We start from the raw sequence: 17,457 nt of genomic DNA on the forward strand, positions 1-17,457 counted from the left end.
TTTTTATCTGTGTGGTAAGGGAATCATCTTTTAATAATTGTGCGGAAAACCGCGCATAAAATAAAAAGGATAAATAGTTAAATCATTAAATAACAAAGCATTATTAAAAAATTAAAGATGGCATAGCTCCTGCAATAGCCAGGCAGGTTTTTTATTTTTCACAATGAGGTGAATATGTCATCAATATCCCATGACGCGTCACAAAAGCGTCGAATTATCCCTAATCCCGGCCTGTGGTTGGCGATCATTGCCGGAATTATTATTACCCTTCTGCCACTGGGCGATACATTGCCCGTCGCCGGACAAAATATGATCGCCATTCTGGTGTTTGCCATTATTGTCTGGATCAGCGAAGCGATGGATTACACCGCCAGTGCAATTGTTATTTCCGCACTGATTATCTTTATGGTTGGTTTTGCCCCGGATATGAATCACCCGGACACGATCCTTGGCACCGCGAAAGCGCTGAAAATGACTCTGTCGGGTTTTTCTAATTCTGCTCTGGCGCTGGTGGCAGCAGCAATGTTTATCGCGGCGGCAATGACCATTACCGGGCTGGATAAACGCATTGCGCTATTTACTATGTCGAAAATAGGTGCCAGCAGCCGTAGCATTATTATCGGTGCCATTGTGGTGACCATCGTCCTGAGTCTGGTCGTACCCAGTGCCACTGCCCGTACGGCTTGCGTGGTGCCGATTATGATGGGCGTCATTGCGGCATTTAAGGTGGATAAACATTCACGTTTAGCGGCGTCAATGATGATTGTTATCGCCCAGGCGACCAGTATCTGGAACGTTGGTATTCAAACATCGGCGGCGCAAAACCTGCTTTCTATCGGTTTTATCAATAAAACTTTCGGCGCCGGGCATTCTGTCAGCTGGCTTGACTGGCTGTTAGCGGGCGCGCCCTGGAGCCTCACCATGTCGGTGATCCTCTATTTCCTCGCACGTAAATTGTTGCCGCCAGAAACGGAAGCTGTTGAAGGGGGGAGCGATGCCATTAAAAAAGCACTCGCAGAGTTAGGACCAACCACCGGTAAAGAAAAACGCTTGATCGGTATTTCGCTGTTGTTACTGCTCTTTTGGTCTACTGGCGGAAAATTACACAGTATTGATACCACCTCTGTCACCCTTGCCGGACTGGCGATTATGTTGCTGCCTGGCATCGGTGTAATGAGCTGGAAAGAGGTCGAAAAACGTGTGCAGTGGGGCACGTTGCTGATGTTTGGTATTGGTATCAGTCTGGGGTCCACGCTGCTTGATACACAGGCAGCTTCATGGATGGCGAACTATGTGGTGAAAGGTTTTGGTCTCGACGGCTTGCCATCATTAGCCATCTTCGCGATTCTCGCGGCTTTCTTGATCATCATCCATCTGGGCTTTGCCAGCGCTACTGCATTAACTGCTGCTTTGCTGCCTATCCTGATTAGTCTGTTAAGCAGCCTGCCGCCAGAACTCGGTGTTAACCCGGTCGGCATGACCATTTTGCTGGCCTTCAGTGTCAGTTTTGGCTTCATTCTGCCAATTAACGCGCCACAAAATATGGTGTGTATGGGTACAGATACCTTCACGCCACGCCAGTTTACTCGTGTGGGACTGTACCTGACAGTGATCGGCTACCTGCTATTACTGCTGTTTGCCGCCACATGGTGGAAGATCCTGGGACTGATGTGAGGAAACCAACGATGTCATTACAAATTGCGGTAGAAAAAGTGCGTTGGTTGACGGCCGGATTGCTGGAACTTAATGGCTGCGATGCTGATATCGCTCAGGATGTGGCAGAACATATGATTGAAGCTGAACGTTATGGCTTTGCCAGCCACGGCGTCACGCTGCTACCGAAATATCTGGAAAATATCGCTCGTGGCGATGTAACCGCGAATGCCCGCCCGGAATGCTTAACAAGTGAAGGTAATTTACAACGTTTTCATGCCCACAATGGCTTTGGTCAACACGCCGGAAAAGTGGCGGTAAATGCTGCCATCGAACAAGCAAAACACCGCGGTTTTTGCCTGTTAACGTTGTGCCATGCGCATCATTTAGGGCGTATGGGGCATTACGGGCAAATGGTTGCTGATCAAGGCCTGGCGATGCTGGCCATGAGTAACGTCACCGGGCGTCCGGCACTGGTCGCGCCCTGGGGCGGTGCGGAACCGCGTATGACCACTAACCCTTTCTGCTTTGCCTGGCCGTTCAGTGATGGGCGTCCGCCGATTCTGGTTGATTTTGCCACCAGTAGCATGGCGCTAAATAAAGCACGGGTAATGTCGTCCACCGGGAAGCAGGCCGCGCCGGGACAATTGATCGATGCACAGGGGAATCCAAGCAATGATCCTGGGGTGTTATTCAGCAATCCTCCAGGGGCGTTACTGCCATTTGGTGAGCATAAAGGATTTGGCCTGGCACTGATGATTGAAATGATGGCGGGGATCTTATCTGGTGGTGACACGATCGCCGAAGATCATCAGGCGGATGGATCTGCGCATAATCATCTTTTTGCGTTGGTCATCGATCCTGATCAATTCACCGATCTGGCAGGGGAGAAAGGGCTGTTCTTTGCGAATTATCTGTTAGCCACGCAGCCTCAACCTGGCGGCAATCCGGTGATTTACCCCGGTATGCCAGAAGCTGCCAACCGGGAACGCAATGCGAAGATGATTACGATCCCGGTGTCATTCTGGTCCTGGGTAGTTGAACATTACGCCCGCAAAGGTATCGATTTGGGGTTACATCCTCAGGAATCAGCATTAGCTGGATGATTCTGGTCGATAAACTTGCGGTTGAATCTGATGTTTGTTGAGTTTGTCATATAAAGTCTTGCGCGGCAGCTGTAATAGCCGCGCTGTCAAACTGACCTGGCCTTCCGTTTGTCGCAGCATATCTTCGATTAACTTTTTCTCGAAAGCATCAATGCAGGCGGTAAGGCCACTCTCTTCTTGCTGAGTCATTGGCACTGGCTGGTGGTGGGTCAGTAAACCGAGAACAAAACGCTCTGCATTGTGTTTAAGTTCACGTACATTGCCAGGCCAACTTTGTGATTGCAACCAGGCCAGTAGCATGGGAGAAATATCAGGCAGAGGGCGATTATATTTTTGTGCCGCCTGACTGGCGAACCAGTAAAACAGTTCAGGGATATCTTCTCGTCGCTGGCGTAGAGGTGGAATATTCAGGTTAACCACATTCAGACGATAATAGAGATCGAGGCGAAACAGATGTTCTTCGCTGCGACGCAGTAAATCTTCCTTGGTCGCTGCGATAACACGGCAATTCACCGGAATTAATTGATTGGCACCTAATCGTTCAATGGTTCTTTCCTGCAATACACGCAGCAGTTTTACCTGCATCCCTGATGGCATTCCCTCTATTTCATCGAGAAATAACGTACCACCATTTGCATGTTCAATTTTTCCAATACGCTTTTTAACCGCACCGGTAAATGCGCCCGCCTCATGACCAAATATTTCGCTTTCAAACAGCGTTTCTGGTAAGCCTGCACAGTTTAAGGCAACAAACTGCCCCTGACGGCGGGTACTCCAGTGATGCAGCATTCTGGCGACGACTTCTTTACCACAACCTGTTTCACCATAAATAAGGACATCGGCACCGGTATCTGCGACATTAAGGATCATTTTACGCAATTGCTGCATCTGCGGACTACGACCAATCAGCACCGGGCCATTTTCCTGTTGCAGATTCGCCAGTAATTGCTGATTCTCTAAAACCAGCCGTCGCTTTTCTACTGCTCTGGCAATAATACTGAGTAATTTATCTGAGCTACAGGGTTTCTCAATAAAATCAAACGCGCCATTACGCATCGCCTCAACAGCCATTTCCACATCACCATGCCCGGTAATTAAAATGACTGGAATCTTGTTGTCCATTTCATTGATATAGTTTAATAACTCCAGTCCTGAGATACCCGGCAACCTGACATCAGTGAGGACAATTATATTTTGCAGGCTTTGGATTAAAGGAAAGCTGTGTTCTGCATCGCAACAGGAAATAACACGATAACCAGCCAGCGTGAGCGTTTGTTCACAGGCAAATCGGACATCATCGCTGTCTTCAATATAAATAATGGTAATGTCATCGGACTTATTTATCATGATCTTCTCGCCATTCTGGCCAGGTTAATGTCATCACCGCGCCGCCTTCAGGATGATTACTGGCGTGGATAGTACCGCTTGAATTTCGGACAATTTCGCTGACGATCGCCAGCCCCAGTCCCATTCCTCTGCGTTTAGTAGTAAAAAAAGGTTCAAATATACGATCGATAACTTGTGGAGCAAACCCTGCGCCACTATCTTTAAGTGTAATAATGACTTTGTTATCGGTTTGGCGAATGGCAATATCCAGTCTTTTATTAGGACGGCCCTCCATAGAATCTAAGGCGTTACTAATTAAATTACTGAATATCTGCTCAAGTCCGAGTTCATCGCAATTGACAAATAATGGCATGGAGGGCGCTTTTATTCGCCGCTCAACATTATTTTTTTCCATACTGTGATTAAGTAGCGCCACGGCGCTATACATTACTTTGATGACATCGGCAGAACCTTTTGGTACGCGATGGCGTGAGGCAAATGCTTTAAGCTCGGATATAAGCTGTGTCATCCGTTCAATCACTGAAATAATATGTTTCAGATTCTGTTCAACCTGCGGATACATCTCTTTTTTCAGCATAATACGCGCGTTATCCGTAAGAGCATAAATGGCAGCTAATGGTTGATTTTGCTCATGGGCAATTTCGGTTGCCATCTGCCCAAGTGCCGCCAGTTTGCTGGACTCTGCCAGTTCACTGCGCGTAATTTGTAATACTTGCTCAGCCTGACTGCGTTCTTTCATCTCCTGGAGTAATTTTTGATTGATCAATTCCAGGGCAGATGTACGCTCTTTAACTTGTTTTTCTAATGTTTCATTTGCCAGCGTTAATAATTGTTGTGCATGGGATCGCATTCGCCAGTATTTAATAAATAACAAAAAGAGCAGATAAATAATTAGTGTTATAACTAACGAAATAGCCCATGACCAGTACAGGTTATCTAAGGGAACCATAATTATCATTTTCCAGTTAAATTCTGGAATGGCGATTTGCTGTGTATAATATTTTGGAAATAAGCAGAGTTGTTCTTTTTTATCTTTCAGGAAAGTATAATTGCTAACGGTATAACAAGGGTAATAATCCGCCGGTAAAAGATTGTCGAGACTATATTGACGGGTAGATTGTAGTTTTTGTTTTGCCTGAACAGGTAACGGTTGCAGCGTTCTCATTCGCCATGGCGATTTTGAACTTAAAAATATAATCCCATGTTCATCATTAACGATGATGTTTTCAGGACCTTCGGACCAGGCTTTTTCAATTTCATTAAGACTTATTTTAACTACTACAACACCGACAATTTTTCCTTTATCTTTAATACTTGTAGAGAGGAAAAAACCTGGTGTATTCGTGGTGCTGCCGATACCGTAAAAGCGTCCATTTAAGCCAGACATGGCGTGTTTATAATAGGGGCGATAGCTATAATTTTGCCCCACATAGCTGCCGGGTTCCTGCCAGTTGCTGGAAGCGATGGCTTTACCTTGGGTATCCAGAATAAATATTGCAGCGGTTTTGAGTTGTGTATTGAAATGAGCAATTCGTTGATTGAGCTCGCTGGACATCATATCGGCAGGCGTAATTACTGCCTGACGGATGATATGGTCTGTTGAGAGCATATAGGGTAAAACATAAAATTGCTCGATGGTGGAATATAATGTGGACTTATACATTTCAAGCCGCATTTTATCGGTGCCGGATAATGTTATAAAACGCAAGTGCAAAAAAGCGATTGAAACCGCTAACATGATAAGAAAAAGTGAAATGCTTGTAATGTGAAATCGCCATTCGTTCTTAAATATATAATTCCACGATATTTTCATTCATCATCCATTGAATGTGTTTATATTTAACCTCAGTATATTCCCTGAAGAATGTTCGCGAGAACCAAAAGAGTGTCATTGTGTGAATGTGTAAGCAGAATAACCGTGGCAATGTGTGGTTTATCGCACAGGTATTCCAAATGTGATCGTGCTCTTTTTCTCTAACAAAACCGCAGATAATCCTTCCTTTCCCTTGCTGCTGGCGTTATGGTCAGATGGTTTTTTCAACAAATCACATAATAAAAAATCCAACAAACTGATTATTTAGGGAAAAATATGCGCAAGATCACACAGGCATTGAGTGCCGTTTGCTTATTGTTCGCTCTAAACAGTTCCGCTGTTGCCCTGGCCTCCTCACCTTCACCGCTTAACCCTGGTACTAACGTTGCCAGACTCGCAGAGCAGGCTCCTGTTCATTGGGTTTCAGTCGCACAAATTGAAAATAGCCTCACAGGGCGTCCACCGATAGCGGTGGGGTTTGATATTGATGACACGGTGCTTTTTTCCAGTCCGGGCTTCTGGCGTGGCAAAAAAACCTTCTCGCCAGAAAGCGAAGATTATCTGAAAAATCCTGTATTCTGGGAAAAAATGAACAATGGCTGGGATGAATTCAGCATTCCAAAAGAGGTCGCTCGTCAGTTGATTGATATGCATGTACGCCGCGGTGACGCGATCTTCTTTGTGACTGGTCGTAGCCCGACGAAAACAGAAACGGTGTCAAAAACGTTGGCGGATAATTTTCACATTCCTGCCACCAACATGAATCCAGTAATTTTTGCGGGCGATAAACCAGGGCAAAATACAAAATCGCAATGGCTGCAGGATAAAAATATCCGAATTTTTTATGGCGATTCCGATAACGATATTACCGCCGCACGCGATGTTGGCGCTCGTGGTATCCGCATTCTACGCGCCTCCAACTCTACCTACAAACCCTTGCCACAAGCGGGGGCGTTTGGTGAAGAGGTGATCGTCAATTCAGAATACTGACAGAGCGGGAGAGCGTGATGCTCTCCCGAATGCTGTTTTTTTAATCACACCTTTATCCTTTCGCTGTCTTGCTGCAAACTGATTAAGAGAGTTTTATCAAGGAGCAGCACATGTGGTATCAAAAGACGCTCACGCTTAGCGCCAAATCTCGTGGGTTTCATCTGGTAACGGATGAAATTCTGAATCAGCTGGCTGATATGCCGCGCGTTAACATCGGCTCACTGCATCTGTTGCTGCAACATACCTCCGCCTCTCTGACACTTAATGAGAACTGCGATCCCACCGTACGCCACGACATGGAGCGTTTTTTCCTCCGCACCGTTCCCGATAACGGAAATTATGAGCATGACTATGAGGGTGCAGACGATATGCCTTCTCATATCAAATCCTCAATGTTGGGAACATCGCTTGTATTGCCGGTGCATAAAGGGCGTATTCAGACCGGCACCTGGCAAGGCATCTGGCTGGGGGAACATCGTATCCACGGCGGATCGCGTCGCATCATCGCGACACTACAAGGGGAGTAAAAAATGACCATTTCGGAGTTGCTACAATATTGCATGGCAAAACCAGGCGCAGAACAGAGCGTGCATAACGACTGGAAAGCGACGCAGATCAAAGTTGAAGATGTGCTTTTTGCGATGGTGAAAGAGGTTGAAAATCGCCCGGCCGTTTCGCTGAAAACCAGCCCGGAGCTGGCTGAGCTGCTACGACAGCAGCACAGTGATGTGCGCCCCAGCCGCCATCTGAACAAAGCACACTGGAGCACCGTGTATCTCGACGGATCGCTGCCGGATTCGCAAATCTATTATCTGGTGGATGCGTCTTATCAGCAGGCGGTGAATTTGCTGCCGGAAGAAAAACGTAAATTGCTGGCGCAACTCTGAAAGAAAAAGGCCGCTCAGAAAGCGGCCTTTGCGATTACAGCATCGGCTTAAGGAAGCGCGCCGTGTGTGATGCTTCACACTCCGCGACGGTTTCTGGCGTACCGGAGACGAGGATTTCGCCGCCACCACTGCCGCCTTCCGGTCCCAGGTCGACAATCCAGTCAGCGGTTTTGATCACGTCGAGATTGTGCTCAATCACCACAATGGTGTTGCCCTGATCGCGCAGTTTATGCAGTACGTCGAGCAGTTGCTGAATATCGGCGAAGTGCAGACCGGTGGTCGGCTCATCAAGAATATACAGCGTCTGCCCGGTGCCGCGTTTTGACAGCTCACGCGCCAGCTTCACGCGCTGGGCTTCACCACCAGAAAGTGTGGTTGCGGACTGCCCGAGGCGAATATACGTCAGGCCAACATCCATCAGCGTTTGCAGCTTACGCGCCAGTGCAGGTACGGCATCAAAGAACTCACGCGCCTCTTCGATGGTCATATCCAGCACTTCGTGGATGGTTTTGCCTTTGTACTTAATCTCCAGCGTTTCACGGTTATAGCGTTTGCCTTTGCACTGGTCGCACGGTACGTAGATATCCGGCAGGAAGTGCATCTCCACTTTGATCACGCCGTCGCCCTGACAGGCTTCGCAGCGTCCGCCACGGACGTTAAAGCTGAAACGTCCTGGCGTATAACCGCGCGCACGGGATTCCGGTACGCCCGCAAACAGTTCGCGCACAGGCGTAAACACGCCGGTATAGGTCGCCGGGTTAGAACGCGGAGTACGACCAATTGGGCTTTGGTCGATATCGATCACTTTATCGAAATGCTCCAGCCCCTGAATATCGCGATACGGTGCCGGTTCGGCGATGGTCGCACCATTCAACTGGCGTTGGGCAATCGGGAACAGTGTGTCGTTAATCAGCGTCGATTTACCGGAACCTGAAACCCCTGTGATGCAAGTAAACAGACCAACTGGCAGCGTCAGCGTCACGTCTTTCAGGTTGTTGCCGCGTGCGCCTGTCAGCTTCAGCACTTTTTCCGGATTCGCTGGAACGCGTTTCTTCGGCACTTCAATTTTGCGTTTGCCGCTCATGTATTGTCCGGTTAACGACTCTGGCACGGCCATAATCGCTTCCAGCGGACCTTCCGCGACCACTTCACCGCCATGTACACCCGCACCAGGACCGATATCGATCACATGATCAGCCGCGCGAATCGCGTCTTCGTCGTGCTCCACCACAATCACGGTATTACCAAGATCGCGCAGATGGATAAGCGTACCCAGCAGGCGTTCGTTATCGCGCTGGTGCAGGCCGATAGACGGCTCATCCAGCACGTACATCACGCCAACCAGGCCCGCACCAATCTGGCTCGCCAGACGGATACGCTGGGCTTCACCGCCGGAAAGCGTTTCTGCCGAGCGGGAAAGTGTCAGATAGTTCAGACCGACGTTAACGAGAAATTTCAGGCGGTCGCCAATCTCTTTGAGGATTTTTTCCGCAATCTTCGCTCTTTGCCCGGCGAGTTTGAGATTGTTGAAAAACTCCATCGCATGACCAATGCTCATGTCGGAGATAGCAGGCAGCGGCGTATTCTCGACATACACGTGGCGCGCTTCGCGACGCAGACGCGTTCCTTCGCAGCTGGCGCACGGGCGATTGCTGATAAACTTGGCTAATTCTTCACGTACCGCACTGGATTCCGTCTCTTTATAACGGCGCTCCATATTGTGCAGCACGCCTTCAAACGGATGACGACGAATGGAGGTATCGCCGCGATCGTTCATGTATTTGAATTCAATGTTTTCTTTGCCTGAACCGTACAGCACCACTTTATGCACGTTCGCGCTCAGGCTGCCCCACGGCGCTTCGACGTCGAACTTATAGTGATCTGCCAGCGATTTCAGCATCTGGAAATAATAGAAGTTGCGGCGATCCCAGCCACGGATCGCACCGCCAGCCAGCGACAGTTCCGGGTTTTGGATCACACGATCAGGATCGAAATATTGCTGTACGCCAAGGCCGTCACAGGTCGGGCAGGCACCCGCCGGGTTGTTAAACGAAAACAGTCGCGGCTCCAGTTCACGCATACTGTAGCCGCAAATTGGGCAAGCGAAGTTGGCTGAGAAAAGCAGCTCTTCCGCTTTTGGATCGTCCATATCGGCAACCACCGCTGTACCACCGGAAAGCTCCAGCGCGGTTTCAAACGACTCGGCAAGACGTTGGGTAAGATCGTCACGCACCTTGAAACGATCAACCACCACTTCAATGGTATGTTTCTTTTGCAATTCCAGTTTCGGCGGATCGGAAAGATCGCAGACTTCGCCATCTATGCGCGCACGGATGTAGCCCTGACTTGCCAGATTCTCCAGCGTTTTCGTGTGTTCGCCTTTACGCTCTTTAATGATTGGCGCCAGTAGCATCAGACGCTTACCTTCCGGCTGCGACAGCACGTTATCCACCATCTGGCTGACGGTTTGTGCCGCCAGCGGAACATCGTGGTCCGGGCAGCGCGGCTCACCAACGCGAGCGTACAGTAGACGCAAATAGTCGTGGATTTCAGTGATGGTCCCCACCGTAGAACGCGGGTTATGAGACGTCGATTTCTGCTCAATTGAGATGGCAGGAGAAAGCCCCTCAATATGGTCGACGTCCGGCTTTTCCATCAGTGACAGAAACTGCCGCGCGTAGGCGGAAAGGGATTCAACGTAACGACGCTGCCCTTCGGCATATAAGGTGTCGAAAGCGAGCGAGGATTTGCCAGAACCCGAAAGCCCGGTGACGACAATCAGTTTGTCGCGGGGGATAACGAGGTTGATATTTTTGAGATTATGGGTGCGGGCGCCCCGAACTTCGATCTTATCCATTCACCTTTCCCGGATTAAACACTCTCTTGCCCGGCGGCATGGCGCTACCGGCGATCACAAACGGTTAATTATGACACAAATCGACCTGAATGAATATACAGTATTGGAATGCAAAACCCAGAGTGCTGTGTAACAATGTCGGGCCATGTTTGTTTACCGGAACCGAGGTCACATCGTGGTAAAACCGCTATTGGTAATGCTACAATCGCGCGTTTACACTTATTCAGAACGATTTTTTTCAGGAGACACGAACATGGCCAGCAGAGGCGTAAACAAGGTTATTCTCGTTGGTAATCTGGGTCAGGACCCGGAAGTACGCTACATGCCAAATGGTGGCGCTGTTGCCAACATTACGCTGGCTACTTCCGAATCCTGGCGTGATAAAGCGACCGGCGAGATGAAAGAGCAGACTGAATGGCACCGCGTTGTGCTGTTCGGCAAACTGGCAGAAGTAGCCAGCGAATATCTGCGTAAAGGTTCTCAGGTTTATATCGAAGGTCAGCTGCGTACCCGCAAATGGACCGATCAATCCGGTCAGGATCGCTACACCACTGAAGTTGTGGTAAACGTTGGCGGCACCATGCAGATGCTGGGCGGCCGTCAGGGCGGTGGCGCACCTGCAGGTGGCAATATCGGTGGTGGTCAGCCGCAGGGTGGTTGGGGTCAACCTCAGCAGCCGCAGGGTGGTAATCAGTTCAGCGGCGGCGCGCAGTCTCGCCCGCAGCAGTCCGCTCCGGCAGCGCCGTCTAACGAGCCGCCGATGGACTTTGATGACGATATTCCGTTCTGATTTGTCATTAAAACAATAGGTTATATTGTTTTAATGTGGATGATTAAAGCATCCGCCAGCCATAAAAAAGAAGCCTCCGTTATGGAGGCTTCTACATATCAGGTCATAATCATTGGCCATTCGGGTGGCGCCTGATTCATGACTTCTACCATCACTGATTCAATATTGTGCCAGATGGCAGAAATATCCATCATCGTGATGCCCAGCAAGCCTGTGGCAAACCAACATGCTGATACAACACCAAGCCCGCTGCTGATCACTGCCAGTCCGATGTAATCAGATTTGCGAAAACGGATGTTGAGCGTACTGGCCAAAAACATCAAAACCGCACTCAGTAACTGCCAGCGAAGAAGCACCACGCCAGTGGTTATGGTCGCCATGAAAGAAATCCTCTGAAGTTCGCAGGCCCTGGACAGCGCGGCGTTGCTCACTAAAGAGGCTTTACACTCTGGCTATCTACGGGCGTTCACATTGAATGTAATGAAACATTCATTAGTTTCATTATTTTGTGAACTATATCACATTGGTTTATTTGTTCGCCAGCATGGAGCCTGGAAAAACATCAATTTGTGGTGGTGAGGCGGGGGTGAGAATGCCCGCCATCATACCGGCGGACATCAGGTTTACAGGCGGTGGCGATAATCGCTGGGTGTACGATCAAATTCGCGGCGAAATACGCGGGAGAAAGTTTGCTGAGATACGTAGCCCAGATCCATAGCAATATCAAAAATGGGGCGCTCAGTCGTGCGCAGTTCAACGGCGGCCAGTAAAAGACGGCGCTGGCGAATATATTCACCCAGCGTCTGGTGCATCACTGTGCGGAACATCCGCTGCAAATACCACTTCGAGTAACCCGATTTTTTAGCGACCACATCAATGTTCAGCGGTTGGTCGATATGTTCATCAATCCATTCAATAAGTGCCTGAATAATTTGCTGATGGGACATAAAGCTGCCTCTTTTTCAGTGTTCGATTCGTCGTTTAGTCTGTGGGCGAGTATAATTCCTCAAGTTAACTTGAGGTAAAGCGATTTATGGAAAAGAAATTACCGCGTATTAAATCCCTGCTTACACCTGGTGAGGTGGCAAAACGTAGTGGTGTTGCAGTTTCAGCACTGCATTTTTATGAAAGCAAAGGGCTGATAACCAGTATTCGCAATAGTGGCAATCAACGGCGATACAAGCGCGATGTGTTGCGTTATGTCGCAATCATCAAGATTGCGCAGCGGATTGGCATACCTCTGGCAACCATTGGCGAAGCGTTTGGCGTTTTACCGGAAGGGCACACATTAAGTGCAAAAGAGTGGAAACAACTCTCCTCCCAATGGCGAGATGAGTTGGATCGGCGCATCAATACACTGGTGGCGTTGCGTGATGAACTTGACGGCTGTATTGGTTGCGGATGTCTTTCCCGAAGTGACTGTCCGTTGCGTAACCCCGGTGACCGTTTAGGAGAAGAAGGGACTGGAGCACGCTTGCTGGAAGAGGAGCAAAACTAAAGCGCCACAAGGGCGCTTTAGTTTGTTTCCGGTCTTTGTCTTTCTCTCTATCCCGTTGGTTCACGGGAGGGTTTCCCCCGACTTCAACACACCTCATTCGAGCACGTGGTGGAGGTTCCGGCTTGCGTTGATATTTTAATTTTATGCCACCTCCGAATATTCGCCAGCCAACTCTTACTCTTTTTAGCCGCAAAATTTGCGCTATCTTGCGCAATTTTTTGCCGCAACGAAATTCACAGTTTGTCGATTTTATCGATCGATTTGCTACTTAATCGCAGGAAAAATGTTGCAACATTGCGCACCGACGATAACGTTTGCGCATCGCTTGTGTTTTTTTTCATCACGGGTATAAGGAAAGGGCAAAAAAATCGCAATATCAGGTTGAAAATGCCTCTTTGATCGCTGGATAATCGTTTGCTTTTTTTTATCACCCGTTTTGTATGCGCGGAGCTAAACGTTTGCTTTTTTGTGACGCCCCTTATTGTCGCAAACCTGGACCAGGAAGATAACGTGACGCTGGCAGTGGATTGTCCACCTCGCATACCGACGAAATAATAAACTCTCAGGGGATGTTTTCTATGTCTACGCCATCAGCGCGTACCGGCGGTTCACTCGACGCCTGGTTTAAAATTTCACAACGTGGAAGCACTGTCCGTCAGGAAGTGGTTGCCGGGTTAACGACCTTCCTGGCGATGGTCTACTCCGTTATCGTCGTTCCGGGAATGCTGGGTAAAGCGGGCTTCCCGCCAGCAGCCGTTTTCGTTGCTACTTGTCTGGTTGCGGGAATCGGCTCGATTGTGATGGGGCTGTGGGCTAATTTGCCGCTGGCTATCGGCTGTGCGATTTCCCTGACCGCATTTACTGCGTTCAGTCTGGTGTTAGGGCAACAAATTAGTGTTCCGGTGGCGCTGGGTGCGGTATTCCTGATGGGGGTGCTGTTTACGGTAATTTCCGCCACGGGTATCCGTAGCTGGATTTTACGTAACTTACCGCAAGGTGTGGCGCATGGTACGGGGATTGGTATCGGCCTGTTCCTGTTATTGATCGCAGCCAACGGTGTTGGCCTGGTTATCAAAAACCCACTGGATGGTTTGCCTGTTGCGCTGGGTGATTTCGCCACTTTCCCGGTGATTATGTCACTGGTAGGTCTGGCGGTGATTATCGGCCTGGAAAAACTGAAAGTACCGGGCGGCATTCTGCTGACCATTATCGGGATCTCTATTGTTGGTCTGATTTTCGATCCTAATGTGCATTTCTCCGGTGTTTTCGCCATGCCGTCGCTGAGCGATGAAAATGGTAATTCACTGATTGGCAGCCTGGACATTATGGGCACGCTAAATCCACTGGTTCTGCCGAGCGTGTTGGCACTGGTGATGACCGCAGTCTTTGACGCCACCGGGACAATCCGGGCTGTTGCCGGACAGGCGAATCTGCTGGATAAAGACGGGCAAATTATCGACGGCGGGAAAGCGTTGACAACCGACTCCCTGAGCAGCGTTTTCTCTGGTCTGGTTGGGGCCGCTCCAGCTGCGGTTTATATCGAATCGGCCGCAGGTACGGCAGCAGGCGGTAAAACCGGTCTGACGGCGATCACCGTGGGCGTATTGTTCCTGCTGATACTGTTCCTTTCTCCGCTTTCTTATCTTGTGCCGGGTTATGCAACAGCTCCGGCGCTGATGTACGTTGGCTTGCTGATGCTGAGCAACGTGGCGAAAATTGATTTTGCTGACTTTGTCGATGCGATGGCAGGCCTGGTGACAGCGGTGTTTATCGTGCTGACATGTAATATCGTGACCGGCATTATGATTGGCTTCGCGACGCTGGTGATTGGTCGTCTGGTTTCCGGTGAATGGCGTAAACTGAACATTGGTACAGTCCTGATTGCTGTCGCTCTGGTTGCTTTTTATGCAGGAGGCTGGGCAATCTGATTCTGATTTTATACAGAAATCCGAAAACGGGCGGCTTTTGCTGCCCGTTTCTATTTTCTGCGCACATCGCGGGAGCTTTTGCGATATTCTGAAAACGCGAGAAATCAGGCATAACGCCTTTCTCTGATCATAAGAAACATTGCAAACAGGGAACGCATGGAAATTTTCTTTACCATACTCATCATGACCCTTGTGGTCTCGCTGTCCGGGGTGGTCACACGTGTACTGCCCTTCCAGGTCCCCCTTCCATTAATGCAAATTGCCATTGGTGCGCTACTGGCGTGGCCAACGTTTGGCCTGCATGTGGAGTTCGATCCCGAACTTTTCCTGGTGTTATTTATCCCGCCACTGCTGTTTGCTGATGGCTGGAAAACACCAACCAGAGAGTTTCTGGAACACGGGCGAGAGATATTTGGCCTGGCACTTGCGCTGGTACTGGTCACTGTGGTCGGTATCGGTTTTCTCATCTACTGGGTGGTGCCGGGGATCCCGTTGATTCCAGCCTTTGCCCTGGCAGCGGTACTTTCTCCTACTGATGCGGTCGCTCTTTCGGGGATTGTCGGTGAAGGGCGTATCCCGAAAAAAATCATGGGCATTTTGCAGGGCGAAGCGTTGATGAATGACGCCTCTGGTCTGGTGTCATTGAAATTTGCTGTTGCGGTGGCGATGGGCACAATGGTGTTTACTGTTGGTGGTGCCACCGTTGAGTTTCTTAAAGTCGCCATTGGCGGCATTCTTGCGGGCTTTGTGGTGAGCTGGTTGTATGGGCGTTCACTGCGCTTCCTGAGCCGCTGGGGTGGTGATGAGCCGGCAACGCAAATAGTATTGCTGTTCTTGCTGCCGTTTGCCTCTTACCTGATTGCAGAACATATTGGTGTTTCTGGCATTTTGGCTGCGGTCGCCGCCGGGATGACGATTACTCGCTCTGGAGTAATGCGCCGGGCGCCGTTGGCAATGCGATTGCGTGCTAACAGTACCTGGGCGATGCTGGAGTTTGTCTTTAACGGCATGGTGTTCCTGCTGTTAGGGCTGCAATTGCCAGGAATTATGGAAACCTCACTGATTGCTGCAGAGGCCGATCCCAACGTCGAAGTCTGGATGTTGTTTATGGATATCGTCCTGATTTATGTCGCTCTAATGCTGGTGCGTTTTGGCTGGCTGTGGACGATGAAAAAACTCAGCAAGCGCTTCCTGAAGAAGAAACCGATGGAGTTTGGTTCGTGGAGTACGCGCGAAATCCTGATCGCTTCTTTTGCCGGCGTGCGTGGGGCGATTACCCTTGCGGGTGTGCTCTCAATACCGCTGTTATTGCCGGATGGCAATGTCTTCCCGGCACGCTACGAACTGGTGTTTCTTGCGGCGGGTGTCATCCTCTTCTCGTTGTTTGTCGGCGTGGTGATGTTACCGATCCTGTTGCAACATATTGAAGTTGCTGATCACTCACAGCAACTGAAAGAAGAGCGTATCGCCCGCGCAGCGACTGCAGAAGTCGCAATTGTTGCGATCCAGAAAATGGAAGAACGTCTGGCGGCAGATACCGAGGAGAACATTGATACGCAGCTACTTACGGAAGTGAGTTCGCGTGTTATTGGTAACCTGCGGCGTCGTGCTGATGGGCGAAACAATGTAGAAACGTCGTTACAGGAGGAAAACCTTGAGCGCCGTTTCCGCCTGGCCGCATTACGCTCTGAACGAGCTGAACTTTACCATTTGCGCGCCACACGTGAGATCAGTAATGAGACGCTGCAAAAGCTGTTGCACGATTTGGATTTGCTGGAAGCGTTATTGATAGAGAATCAATAAATTTAATCTGCCGGAATGGGCGTTAATACGCCCTCCGGCATTTTTAATCAGTAGGTGGTGAGATTAGTTCTTCTTCACAAATTCAGATTTCAACTTCATCGGGCCAAAACCATCGATTTTGCAATCAATGTTGTGGTCGCCTTCAACCAGACGAATGTTTTTCACTTTCGTACCGATTTTCAGCATTGAAGAGCTACCTTTTACTTTCAGATCTTTGATAACGGTGACGCTGTCGCCGTCTGCCAGCAAATTGCCGTTCGCATCTTTTACGATCAGCTCATCGCTTTCTTGTGCCGGTTCTGCATCGTTCCATTCGTGAGCGCATTCCGGGCAGATATACATGCCGTTATCTTCATAGGTGTATTCGGAGTTGCATTTAGGGCAGTTTGGTAATGACATGGTGATTTCCTCAAAAGTCAGTAGGGCAAAAGCACCTAAAATGGGGCAGATTGCCGCAAAAGGCCGCAATTATACACAAAATCCCTGTAGTTGTCGGGGATAATTATTGATTTAAGGTTACGCTATTTGGGGCCGATAATGAGAAAAAGATGTAAATAAATTATTTTAGACCTTAAATTGCCTATCTTTATTATTTGCGTTATGGTTGTCATTTATAAGTAATTTGATGTCTTGCATATGATTTTATTACAATCATAAATTATAGAATTTATTACTGAATAACCATAAAGCCATATATAACAAAAACTTAGTTAAATTATTTAATTCCAGGCGTAATTATCAAAGCTGTAAACACAATATTAATAATAAACGGCTTAGTAAAATAA

The 17,457-nt window shown here is 48.9% G+C and carries 15 protein-coding genes; 9 read left to right on the forward strand and 6 right to left on the reverse strand.

Features of this window, described 5'->3' with window-relative positions; all coding sequences use genetic code 11:
- The first annotated feature begins 174 nt into the window (after positions 1-174).
- Both EFER_RS20715 and EFER_RS20720 read left to right on the forward strand, forming a co-directional pair.
- Positions 175-1,674 (forward strand): DASS family sodium-coupled anion symporter, encoded by a 1,500-nt coding sequence (locus EFER_RS20715; RefSeq protein WP_002431748.1) that lies wholly within the window; start codon positions 175-177, stop codon positions 1,672-1,674.
- A gap of 11 nt (positions 1,675-1,685) precedes the next feature.
- Positions 1,686-2,759, forward strand: a complete 1,074-nt coding sequence (locus tag EFER_RS20720) for an Ldh family oxidoreductase (protein ID WP_024256570.1) — start codon at positions 1,686-1,688, stop codon at positions 2,757-2,759.
- Here the strand turns inward: EFER_RS20720 and EFER_RS20725 are convergent.
- Both EFER_RS20725 and EFER_RS20730 read right to left on the reverse strand, forming a co-directional pair.
- On the reverse strand, positions 2,748-4,106 hold the full coding sequence (locus tag EFER_RS20725) for a sigma-54-dependent transcriptional regulator (protein WP_000608870.1): 1,359 nt from the start codon (positions 4,104-4,106) through the stop codon (positions 2,748-2,750). The genes EFER_RS20720 and EFER_RS20725 overlap by 12 nt on opposite strands.
- Entirely contained in the window at positions 4,096-5,919 is a 1,824-nt protein-coding gene (locus EFER_RS20730; protein WP_000704409.1) for an ATP-binding protein, read from the reverse strand. Before EFER_RS20730 ends, EFER_RS20725 begins: the two co-directional genes overlap by 11 nt.
- Positions 5,920-6,195: 276 nt before the next feature.
- On the opposite strand from EFER_RS20730, the gene aphA reads away from it, so the two are divergent.
- From aphA to EFER_RS20745, 3 genes are all read left to right on the forward strand, one after another.
- Positions 6,196-6,909, forward strand: coding sequence for an acid phosphatase AphA (aphA, locus tag EFER_RS20735; protein WP_001226935.1), 714 nt, complete (start codon positions 6,196-6,198; stop codon positions 6,907-6,909).
- A 110-nt stretch (positions 6,910-7,019) separates the two neighbouring features.
- Entirely contained in the window at positions 7,020-7,436 is a 417-nt protein-coding gene (locus tag EFER_RS20740; RefSeq protein WP_000270379.1) for a secondary thiamine-phosphate synthase enzyme YjbQ, read from the forward strand.
- Positions 7,437-7,439: 3 nt separating this feature from the next.
- Entirely contained in the window at positions 7,440-7,796 is a 357-nt protein-coding gene (locus EFER_RS20745) for an MmcQ/YjbR family DNA-binding protein (RefSeq protein WP_000155656.1), read from the forward strand.
- Between the two features lie 34 nt (positions 7,797-7,830).
- On the opposite strand, the gene uvrA is transcribed toward EFER_RS20745, so the two are convergent.
- Positions 7,831-10,653 carry an excinuclease ABC subunit UvrA gene (gene uvrA / locus EFER_RS20750; protein WP_000357763.1) on the reverse strand — a complete coding sequence of 941 codons (2,823 nt, stop codon included), beginning with the start codon at positions 10,651-10,653 and terminating at the stop codon, positions 7,831-7,833.
- A 253-nt stretch (positions 10,654-10,906) separates the two neighbouring features.
- On the opposite strand from uvrA, the gene ssb1 reads away from it, so the two are divergent.
- On the forward strand, positions 10,907-11,443 hold the full coding sequence (gene ssb1, locus EFER_RS20755; RefSeq protein WP_000168305.1) for a single-stranded DNA-binding protein SSB1: 537 nt from the start codon (positions 10,907-10,909) through the stop codon (positions 11,441-11,443).
- A gap of 98 nt (positions 11,444-11,541) precedes the next feature.
- Here the strand turns inward: ssb1 and EFER_RS20760 are convergent, their stop codons facing one another.
- Together EFER_RS20760 and soxS are read right to left on the reverse strand one after the other, a co-directional pair.
- Positions 11,542-11,823 (reverse strand): YjcB family protein, encoded by a 282-nt coding sequence (locus tag EFER_RS20760; protein ID WP_000201427.1) that lies wholly within the window; start codon positions 11,821-11,823, stop codon positions 11,542-11,544.
- 243 nt (positions 11,824-12,066) lie between these two features.
- Positions 12,067-12,390, reverse strand: a complete 324-nt coding sequence (gene soxS / locus EFER_RS20765; protein WP_000019480.1) for a superoxide response transcriptional regulator SoxS — start codon at positions 12,388-12,390, stop codon at positions 12,067-12,069.
- A gap of 86 nt (positions 12,391-12,476) precedes the next feature.
- Here soxS and soxR point away from each other — a divergent pair, with 86 nt between their 5' ends.
- The 3 genes from soxR to EFER_RS20780 all read left to right on the forward strand — a co-directional run bounded on the left by soxR (position 12,477) and on the right by EFER_RS20780 (position 16,672).
- The gene (gene soxR / locus EFER_RS20770; protein WP_000412441.1) at positions 12,477-12,941 is read left to right on the forward strand and encodes a redox-sensitive transcriptional activator SoxR; all 465 of its coding nucleotides are present in this window, start codon (positions 12,477-12,479) and stop codon (positions 12,939-12,941) included.
- A 578-nt stretch (positions 12,942-13,519) separates the two neighbouring features.
- Complete coding sequence (gene ghxP, locus EFER_RS20775) at positions 13,520-14,869, forward strand: guanine/hypoxanthine transporter GhxP (RefSeq protein ID WP_000106867.1); 1,350 nt, start codon at positions 13,520-13,522, stop codon at positions 14,867-14,869.
- A 156-nt stretch (positions 14,870-15,025) separates the two neighbouring features.
- Complete coding sequence (locus EFER_RS20780) at positions 15,026-16,672, forward strand: Na+/H+ antiporter (protein ID WP_000402191.1); 1,647 nt, start codon at positions 15,026-15,028, stop codon at positions 16,670-16,672.
- Between the two features lie 63 nt (positions 16,673-16,735).
- Here the strand turns inward: EFER_RS20780 and EFER_RS20785 are convergent, their stop codons facing one another.
- Positions 16,736-17,071, reverse strand: a complete 336-nt coding sequence (locus EFER_RS20785) for a zinc ribbon domain-containing protein YjdM (protein ID WP_002431746.1) — start codon at positions 17,069-17,071, stop codon at positions 16,736-16,738.
- Positions 17,072-17,457: the final 386 nt, after the last annotated feature.

The sequence above is a fragment of the Escherichia fergusonii ATCC 35469 genome (genome assembly GCF_000026225.1).
GTDB classification, from domain to species: domain Bacteria; phylum Pseudomonadota; class Gammaproteobacteria; order Enterobacterales; family Enterobacteriaceae; genus Escherichia; species Escherichia fergusonii.